Below are 7,993 nucleotides of genomic sequence, written 5' to 3'. Positions count from 1 at the left end.
ATGCTCGGCAGGGGCTTTACCGGTACAGCGTCTGCCGAGCATGGCTCGGCACTACAGGGTCTCAGCGGGCCAGGCCTTCCAGCAGCGGCTGGATGCTGGCGGCCTCGCCATTGACCAGGAGCTGCCCTTCCGGCAATTCCAGGGGCAGTACAGCCAGTGCAAGCGGGCCGGCCACGCTGGCAACGGTGCCGATGTTGCTCTCGCCATGTTGGACCGCGGCACCAGAATTTGCGAATGAGGCGCATTCCAATAGCGCCAGCGAGCGTTTGGCCTTGCCCAGGAAGTGGGTGCGGGCAACGATTTCCTGGCCGGGATAGCAGCCTTTCTTGACGCTATAGGCGTTCAGTCGGTCCAGTCCGAGCTGTTGCGGCGTCCACTGCTCGCGCTGGGCATCATCCAGGCGCGGCAGGCCGAAACGCAGGTCGGACTGGCGCCAGGCCAATTCAGCGGTGTCGTCGACGGCAGCGGCCACGCTGCTGATCTGCAGGGTGCGTGGAACCTCCGCACTACCCACATCCAGCTCGATGACCGCATTGGCCAGCTGCGCCAATTGCGCGCCATGCGCCGCGGCGGGCACATCCAGCGCGGCGTTCACCGCCAGCGCGCTGGCATGGCTGATGACGACCTTGCGGCGGAATACAAAGCGCCGCAACTGCTCGGCCATGGCTTCTGCGCCGCCGTCGTGGCAGATCAGCAACAGGGTCTGAGCATCCACCCGCACCAGCTGAAAGATAGACAGCACGCGGCCTTTGGCGGTCAGCCAGGCGCTCCATTGCCAGTGACCGTCGGCCAGCGAGGGCACGTCATTGGCGAACTGAGCTTGGGCGAAAGCGACCGCATCGGCTCCCGCAAGGCTCACGATCTGAGCCTTGGAAAGTGTGCGGAAACCGGTGAAAGCAGGGGCGAGGTTGTCAGACACGTGACTGAGGACTAAAATTTGTGCGTTGCGAGACCACTAATGATAGGCCAAACAACCCCCACTCCCGAGCCCGAAGCTGAAGCCCCGTTGGTCCCCGCGAAGCAGCCGCTTCCCGAGGTGACTCCGGTGCCCCAGGAAATAGGCGGCCGCGGCGGACTTGATCCGGTGCGGTATGGCGATTGGGAGAAAAACGGGCGCTGCATCGATTTCTGAGCAGCGTTGAGCCAACGCGGCATTGAGCCGCCCAGCCGAGATACGAGTCAGCGAATGGCGAACAGACCCCGCCCCCTTTCTCCGCACCTGCAGGTGTATCGCTGGCAGATCCAGATGGCCACCTCGATCCTGCATCGAGTAACCGGCATCATTCTGACTGTCGGTTCCCTGATCATCGCAGGCGGCTTGTTCGCCCTGATGATGGGCCCTGAGTCCTGGAACTGCTTCACCACCCATGCCGGTGCTTGGTACGGCAAGGTGATCCTGTTCGGTTGGAGCTGGTGCTTCGCCTACCACCTGTGCAATGGCATTCGCCATATCGTGCAGGACTTCGCCATCGGCTACGCCAAGGCCACCTTCATCCGCAGCAGCTGGATGTCGGTGATCGCCTCGCTGGTGCTGACCGCGCTGATCTGGGCCTACGTCTGCATGGGAGCTGGCGCATGAGCAAGTACCGTACCCCGTTGAAGAACGCGCGTGGGCTTGGCAGCGCCAAGTCCGGCACCGAGCACTTCGTCCACCAGCGCCTGACTGCAACCGCCCTGGTCGCACTGACCATCTGGTTCCTGTGCCTGGTGCTGAGCCTGATGGGTGCCGATTACGTTACCGCTGTGGAAACCATTTCCAAGCCGTGGAACGCGATCCTGCTGGGCGGCTTCCTGGTCGCCATGTTCTGGCACGCCCAGCTTGGCCTGCAGGTGGTCCTGGAGGACTACATCCACAACTCGCTGATGGCCCTGGCCTTGCAGACCACGGTCAAGTTCGTCGCCGTGCTCGGCGCCATCGTCAGCATCTTTGCGGTCGCCCGCATCGCGTTTGGGAACTGATACATGTCCGCTTACAACATTACTGAACACAAGGTCGACATGGTCGTCGTCGGCGCCGGTGGCGCTGGCCTGCGTGCAACGTTTGGCCTGGCCCAGAAGGGCCTGCAGACCGTCTGCATCACCAAGGTCTTCCCGACCCGCTCGCACACCGTGGCAGCGCAGGGTGGCATCTCCGCCGCGCTGGCCAACATGGGCGAGGACGATTGGCGCTACCACTTCTACGACACCATCAAGGGCTCGGACTGGCTGGGCGACCAGGACGCCATCGAGTACATGTGCCGTGAGGCCATCCCGGCCATCATCGAGCTGGAACACTACGGCGTTCCGTTCTCGCGTACCGAAGAAGGCAAGATCTACCAGCGTCCGTTCGGTGGCATGACCACCAAGTACGGTGAAGGCCCGTCCGCGCAGCGTACCTGCGCTGCCGCCGACCGTACCGGCCACGCCATCCTGCACACCCTGTACCAGCAGTCGTTGGCGCACAACGCGCAGTTCATGATCGAGTACTTCGCACTCGACCTGATTTTCGACGACGAAGGCGTCTGCCGCGGCGTGCTCGCCCTGGACATGGCCGAAGGCACCCTGCACCTGTTCCGTTCGCAGGGTGTGGTGCTGGCAACCGGCGGCTACGGCCGTGCCTACTTCAGCGCTACCTCGGCGCACACCTGTACCGGTGACGGCGGTGGCCTGGTGGCCCGTGCCGGCCTGCCGCTGCAGGACATGGAGTTCGTGCAGTTCCACCCGACCGGCATCTACGGCGCCGGCTGCCTGATCACCGAAGGTGTGCGAGGCGAGGGCGGCATCCTGCGCAACAGCAGTGGCGAGCGCTTCATGGAGCGCTACGCACCGCATTACAAGGATCTGGCATCGCGTGACGTGGTGTCGCGTTCGATGACCATCGAAATCCGCGAAGGCCGTGGCGTCGGCGAGCACAAGGATCACATCCTGCTCGACCTGACCCACCTGGGCCCGGGCGTGATCGACGAGAAGCTGCCGGGTATCGCCGAAAGCGCGCGCATCTTTGCGGGCGTGGACGTGCACAAGCAGCCGATCCCGGTCATCCCGACCGTCCACTACAACATGGGCGGCATCCCGACCAACTACCACGGTGAAGTGGTGCGCAAGGTCGGCGACAACCCCGATGCGGTGGTGCCGGGCCTGTACGCCATCGGCGAAGCGGCCTGCGTGTCCGTGCACGGTGCAAACCGTCTGGGTTCCAACTCGCTGCTCGATCTGGTGGTGTTCGGTCGCGCCGTGGCCAACCGCTGCGCCGAGACGATCAAGCCGGGTGCGCCGCACAAGACCCTGCCGTCCGACGCCTGCGACAAGGCGCTGGGCCTGCTGGACAAGCTGCGTCATGCCAATGGCGATACGCCGACCTCGGTCATCCGTGACCGCATGCAGCGCACCATGCAGAACGATGCAGCGGTGTTCCGCACCAGCAAGTCGCTGGAAGAAGGCTGCCAGAAGATGGCCGAAGTGTTCGATTCGTTCCAGGATGTCAAGGTTTCCGACCGCTCGCTGGTCTGGAACTCGGACCTGATCGAAACCTACGAGCTGAACAACCTGCTGCTCAACGCGGTGGCGACCATCAACTCGGCCGAGCAGCGCAAGGAAAGCCGTGGCGCCCACGCGCACGAGGACTACCCGGACCGCGACGACGTCAACTGGCAGAAGCACACGCTGGTCACTGTCGACGACAAGGGCAAGTGCAGCTTCGATTACCGCCCGGTGCACATGTACACGCTCAGCGATGACGTGTCCGTGGTGCCGCCGAAGCCGCGCGTCTACTGATCCGGGGAACTTACGAACATGGCTGAATTTGCACTCCCGAAGAACTCCCGGTTGACCAAGGGCAAGCACTTCCCCGCCAAGAGCGGTGCGAAGAACACGCGTACCTTCAAGATCTACCGCTGGAGCCCCGACGACAACCAGAATCCGCGCACCGACACCTACGAGATCGATCTCGATGCGTGCGGCCCGATGGTTCTGGACGCGCTGATCAAGATCAAGAACGAGATTGATCCGACCCTGACCTTCCGTCGTTCCTGCCGCGAAGGTATCTGCGGTTCGTGCGCGATGAACATCGACGGCACCAACACCCTGGCCTGCACCCGCGCCATCGCCGATTGCGGCAAGGCCGAGGTGCCGATCTACCCGCTGCCGCACATGGACGTGGTCAAGGATCTGGTTCCGGACCTGACCCACTTCTACGCGCAGTACGCCTCGATCAAGCCGTGGATCCGCACCCAGACCCCGGCACCGGCAGACCGCGAACGCCTGCAGTCGCCGGATGACCGCAAGAAGCTGGACGGCCTGTACGAGTGCATCCTGTGCGCCTGCTGCTCGACCAGCTGCCCGAGCTATTGGTGGAACGGCGAGCGTTACCTGGGCCCGGCGATCCTGCTGCAGGCTTACCGTTGGATCATCGATTCGCGCGATGAAGACACCGGCGCACGCCTGGACGATCTGGAAGATCCGTTCAAGCTGTACCGCTGCCACACCATCATGAACTGCGCACGCACCTGCCCGAAGGGCCTGAACCCGGCACTGGCAATTGCCGAGATCAAGAAGCTGATGATGGCGCGCCGCGCTTGATGCGTCATGCCTTCTCCCCACGGGAGAAGGTGCCCCGTAGGGGCGGATGAGGGTGCGGGCAAAGCCTGCTGCCCTCGATTTCGCGGGAGCTTCGCTCCAACCCTCACCCCAACCCCTCTCCCGGCGGGAGAGGGGCTTTGGTATCAGAGGTATCCGAAGCCATGCAGACCGAAGACGAAATCCTGTTGAAGAAGCTGCGCTGGCGCTGCCGGCGCGGCATGCGTGAGCTTGATCAGCTGTTCGGCCGTTATCTTGACCGCCGCTGGCTGGATGCACCTGCCGCCGAACGCGAGGTTTTCCTGCAGTTGCTGGAGACCGAAGACGATAAGTTGTGGCGCTGGTCCATGGGCTACGAGGCCTGTCCGGATGCGTCGCAGGCAGCGCTCATCAGTTACATCCGCGCCCTTCCGGTATGAGTGGCGCCCGTCGCGCTGGTTGACCGGCGCGTTGTCAGGCCTGGCGGCGCTCGCCGCCGTTTCCCTGTTGAACTGTGATCTGCCGCCCGCGCTGGCCTGGCCGTCGGCAGCGTGCGCGTTTGCCCTGGGGCTGATGCAGGCGCGGACGGAGTCGCGCAGGCCCGGATGCAAACTGCTGATACCGTCGCCGCCGGCAGTGCCCAGCGTCGATGGAATGCCGATGGAGCGGGTCGAGTTGCTGGAGCGGGGGCCGCTGCTGGTGTTGCGCTGGCGATCGGGCCGGCGGTGCCGGCAGCTGCTGTTCTGGCCGGATACCTTGCCGCGTGCGCGGCGACGTGAACTGCGACTGGCCGTAAAGGCACATGGCGTTTCCCGCCAGCCGCCGGGAGTGGCACCATAGCTGCCAGTTCACGGGCAGACACGCATGTTCAAACCCTTACCTGTCGCAATCGGATTGCGCTATCTGCGCGCCAAGCGCCGCAACGGCTTCATTTCCTTCATCTCCATGGCGTCCATCCTCGGCATCGCGCTCGGGGTGATGGTGCTGATCACCACGTTGGCGGTGATGAGTGGCTTCCAGAAGGAGATCCGCGACCGCCTGCTGCAGATGTCGGCCCATGCCACGGTCAGCGCCGATGGCGAGCCGATGGCCAACTGGCAGCACGCCATCGACGTGGCGACCAAGGATCCGCGCGTGGCCGGTGCCGCACCGTATATCGAGATCCAGGGCATGTTGAGCGGCCTGCGGGTGCAGGGCGCGATCATCCAGGGCGTTGACCCGGCGCAGGAGTCCAAGGTCTCGGTGCTGGCCGAGAAGATGACCAAGGGCAAGCTGGACAGCCTGCAGCCCGGCGAATTCAACATGGTGGTCGGCAAGGAGCTGGCGATCTGGTTGGGCGTGGATGTCGGCGACAGTGTCGTGGCGACGCTGGCCGAGGTGCAGGGCACGCCGATGGGCGCCATGCCGCGGGTCAAGCGCTTCAAGGTCAGCGGCATCTTCGAGGCCGGCTCCAATGAAGTCGACCGCGGCGTCGCCTTCACCAACATGCAGGACATGGAGCGGGTGCTGCGCATGGACGGTGTTACCGGCGTGCGCCTGAAAATGCACGACATGGACCAGGCCTATACCGTGGCCCGCGATCTGGCGGTCAACCTGAACGGTTACTATCGGGTGAGTGACTGGACGCAGGAGAACGCAAATCTCTACCACTCGCTGCGCATGGAAAAGACGGTGATGGGCATCCTGCTGTCGCTGATCGTAGCGATGGGCGCATTCAACCTGGTGTCCTCGCAGGTGATGCTGGTCACCGACAAGCAGGCTGATATCGCCATCCTGCGTACCCTGGGCCTGACGCCGGGCGGAGTGATGCAGGTGTTCATGGTGCAGGGCACCTTGATCGGTGTGTTCGGCACCATTGTCGGCGTGATCAGCGGCATCACCTTGACCCTCAATCTGGAACGCATCCTTGGCCTGATCGAGAGCATCTTCAACATCAAGCTGCTGCCGGAAGATGTGTACTACATCACCGGCCTGCCGACCGACATGCAGACCGGCGACATCGTGGTGATCACCGTGGTGGCGCTGCTGATGAGCTTTGCCGCGACCCTGTACCCGGCGTGGCGCGCAGCCCGCACCCAGCCGGCGGAGGCGCTGCGCTATGAATGAGAACGCATTGATGGAATCGGTAATCCGCGCCGAGGGACTGGGCAAGACCTACGCCGAAGGCAAGATGCACACGCCGGTGTTCGACGGCCTGGATTTGAACGTGGCCGCGGGCGAAACCGTGGCCATCGTGGGCGCCTCGGGCGCAGGCAAGAGCACCTTGCTGCACCTGTTGGGCGGCTTGGATATTCCCACTGCCGGCGAGGTCTATGTCGCCGGTCAGCGGATGTCGGCGCTGTCTGATGCCGCGCGCGGCAAGTTGCGCAACAGCTCACTGGGCTTCGTTTACCAGTTCCATCACCTGCTGCCGGAATTCACCGCGCTGGAGAATGTGATGATTCCGGTGATGCTGGGAGGCAGCGACCCGGCCGGTGCCAGTGTCCGCGCCAAGGCCCTGCTGGAATCGGTTGGGCTGGGCCACCGCCTGGATCACAAGCCGGGCGAGCTGTCCGGAGGCGAACGTCAACGTACCGCGGTCGCGCGTGCCCTGGTCAACCAGCCGGGCTGCGTGCTTGGCGACGAGCCCACCGGCAATCTGGACGACAAGACCGCCGCCACGGTGTTCGATCTGATGCTTGAGTTGAACCGCGTCCACCGCACCAGCCTGGTTCTGGTCACCCATGACCGCAGTCTGGCGCGCAAGCTGGACCGTGTGCTGGAGTTGCGCCAGGGGCGGCTGCATGAACTGGCCAGCAATGGGGTCTAGGCGGTATCCGGTGGATGTAGTCCCCTGCTCACCAAGGGACTACCATGCTCTGGTTGGTGCTTGCGGTCATGGAACCAGGTTGTTTCCTTCAAAGAGGATTGCTGCCATGAAGAAAGTACTTGTTGCGACGCTGCTTGCCGTTGTTCTTGGCGGGTGTGCGACCACCGGCAAATTGACCAGCGCCGAGCGCCTTGAACTGTATCGTGCGCATGCTGGTGAGCCGGTCAACAGCTTCCGGTATTTCGGCTCGCTCAACGGCTGGACCGAGCTCGGTGATAGCGCGTTGGCGGTATGGACCCGCCCGAATGAAGCCTGGCTGTTGAATCTGAGCGGGCCGTGTACGGACCTGTCGTTTTCGCCGGCGATCACCGTGACCAATATGTTGGGGCAGGTGTCGGCACGGTTTGACCGCGTCATCGTGCATGGTGCCGGGCCGATGGCCCATGTGCCATGCCGGATCGAAAGCATCCAGCCGCTGGACGTGAAGGCCTTGCGCTCCTCTGAAAAGGAGCTGCGCGAAGCCAAGATTTCCGAGCGTGCCGCAGATCAGGGCCGCGAAACGAATTGAAGCCCCCCCTGTAGTGGGGGGGTCCCTCACTCACTCATAAGCGGACCACCGAGGGGCAACGACGCCGCAGACCCCCGAGACCA

General features: G+C 63.7%; 11 protein-coding genes. 10 read left to right on the top strand and 1 reads right to left on the bottom strand.

Features of this window, described 5'->3' with window-relative positions:
- Positions 1-61 precede the first annotated feature (61 nt).
- Positions 62-919 carry a CAF17-like 4Fe-4S cluster assembly/insertion protein YgfZ gene (ygfZ, locus tag ACVOLQ_RS21990; protein WP_481529301.1) on the bottom strand — a complete coding sequence of 286 codons (858 nt, stop codon included), beginning with the start codon at positions 917-919 and terminating at the stop codon, positions 62-64.
- Positions 920-958: 39 nt separating this feature from the next.
- On the opposite strand from ygfZ, the gene ACVOLQ_RS21985 reads away from it, so the two are divergent.
- The 10 genes from ACVOLQ_RS21985 (at position 959) to ACVOLQ_RS21940 (ending at position 7,910) form a co-directional block, all read left to right on the top strand.
- Positions 959-1,132 (top strand): DUF1674 domain-containing protein, encoded by a 174-nt coding sequence (locus ACVOLQ_RS21985; RefSeq protein ID WP_313169736.1) that lies wholly within the window; start codon positions 959-961, stop codon positions 1,130-1,132.
- A gap of 54 nt (positions 1,133-1,186) precedes the next feature.
- Positions 1,187-1,579: a succinate dehydrogenase, cytochrome b556 subunit gene (gene sdhC, locus ACVOLQ_RS21980; RefSeq protein WP_313169738.1), complete on the top strand. Its 393-nt coding sequence runs from the start codon at positions 1,187-1,189 to the stop codon at positions 1,577-1,579.
- Entirely contained in the window at positions 1,576-1,959 is a 384-nt protein-coding gene (sdhD, locus tag ACVOLQ_RS21975; RefSeq protein ID WP_303746727.1) for a succinate dehydrogenase, hydrophobic membrane anchor protein, read from the top strand. Before sdhC ends, sdhD begins: the two co-directional genes overlap by 4 nt.
- 3 nt (positions 1,960-1,962) lie before the next feature.
- On the top strand, positions 1,963-3,753 hold the full coding sequence (gene sdhA / locus ACVOLQ_RS21970; protein ID WP_313169742.1) for a succinate dehydrogenase flavoprotein subunit: 1,791 nt from the start codon (positions 1,963-1,965) through the stop codon (positions 3,751-3,753).
- Between the two features lie 18 nt (positions 3,754-3,771).
- Entirely contained in the window at positions 3,772-4,557 is a 786-nt protein-coding gene (locus tag ACVOLQ_RS21965) for a succinate dehydrogenase iron-sulfur subunit (protein ID WP_313169744.1), read from the top strand.
- 161 nt (positions 4,558-4,718) lie between these two features.
- Entirely contained in the window at positions 4,719-4,973 is a 255-nt protein-coding gene (locus ACVOLQ_RS21960) for an FAD assembly factor SdhE (RefSeq protein WP_481529300.1), read from the top strand.
- Positions 4,974-5,004: 31 nt separating this feature from the next.
- Positions 5,005-5,373, top strand: coding sequence for a hypothetical protein (locus ACVOLQ_RS21955; RefSeq protein ID WP_481529299.1), 369 nt, complete (start codon positions 5,005-5,007; stop codon positions 5,371-5,373).
- A gap of 24 nt (positions 5,374-5,397) precedes the next feature.
- Positions 5,398-6,639, top strand: a complete 1,242-nt coding sequence (locus ACVOLQ_RS21950) for a lipoprotein-releasing ABC transporter permease subunit (RefSeq protein WP_313169750.1) — start codon at positions 5,398-5,400, stop codon at positions 6,637-6,639.
- On the top strand, positions 6,632-7,342 hold the full coding sequence (gene lolD / locus ACVOLQ_RS21945) for a lipoprotein-releasing ABC transporter ATP-binding protein LolD (RefSeq protein ID WP_481529298.1): 711 nt from the start codon (positions 6,632-6,634) through the stop codon (positions 7,340-7,342). Before ACVOLQ_RS21950 ends, lolD begins: the two co-directional genes overlap by 8 nt.
- A gap of 106 nt (positions 7,343-7,448) precedes the next feature.
- Entirely contained in the window at positions 7,449-7,910 is a 462-nt protein-coding gene (locus ACVOLQ_RS21940; RefSeq protein ID WP_313169754.1) for a DUF6491 family protein, read from the top strand.
- The last annotated feature ends 83 nt before the right edge of the window (positions 7,911-7,993 follow it).

Source organism: Stenotrophomonas sp. STEN031 (genome assembly GCF_056759975.1).
Note: the sequence above shows the minus strand (reverse complement) of the source record. Positions and strands in the feature narration are given on the sequence as shown.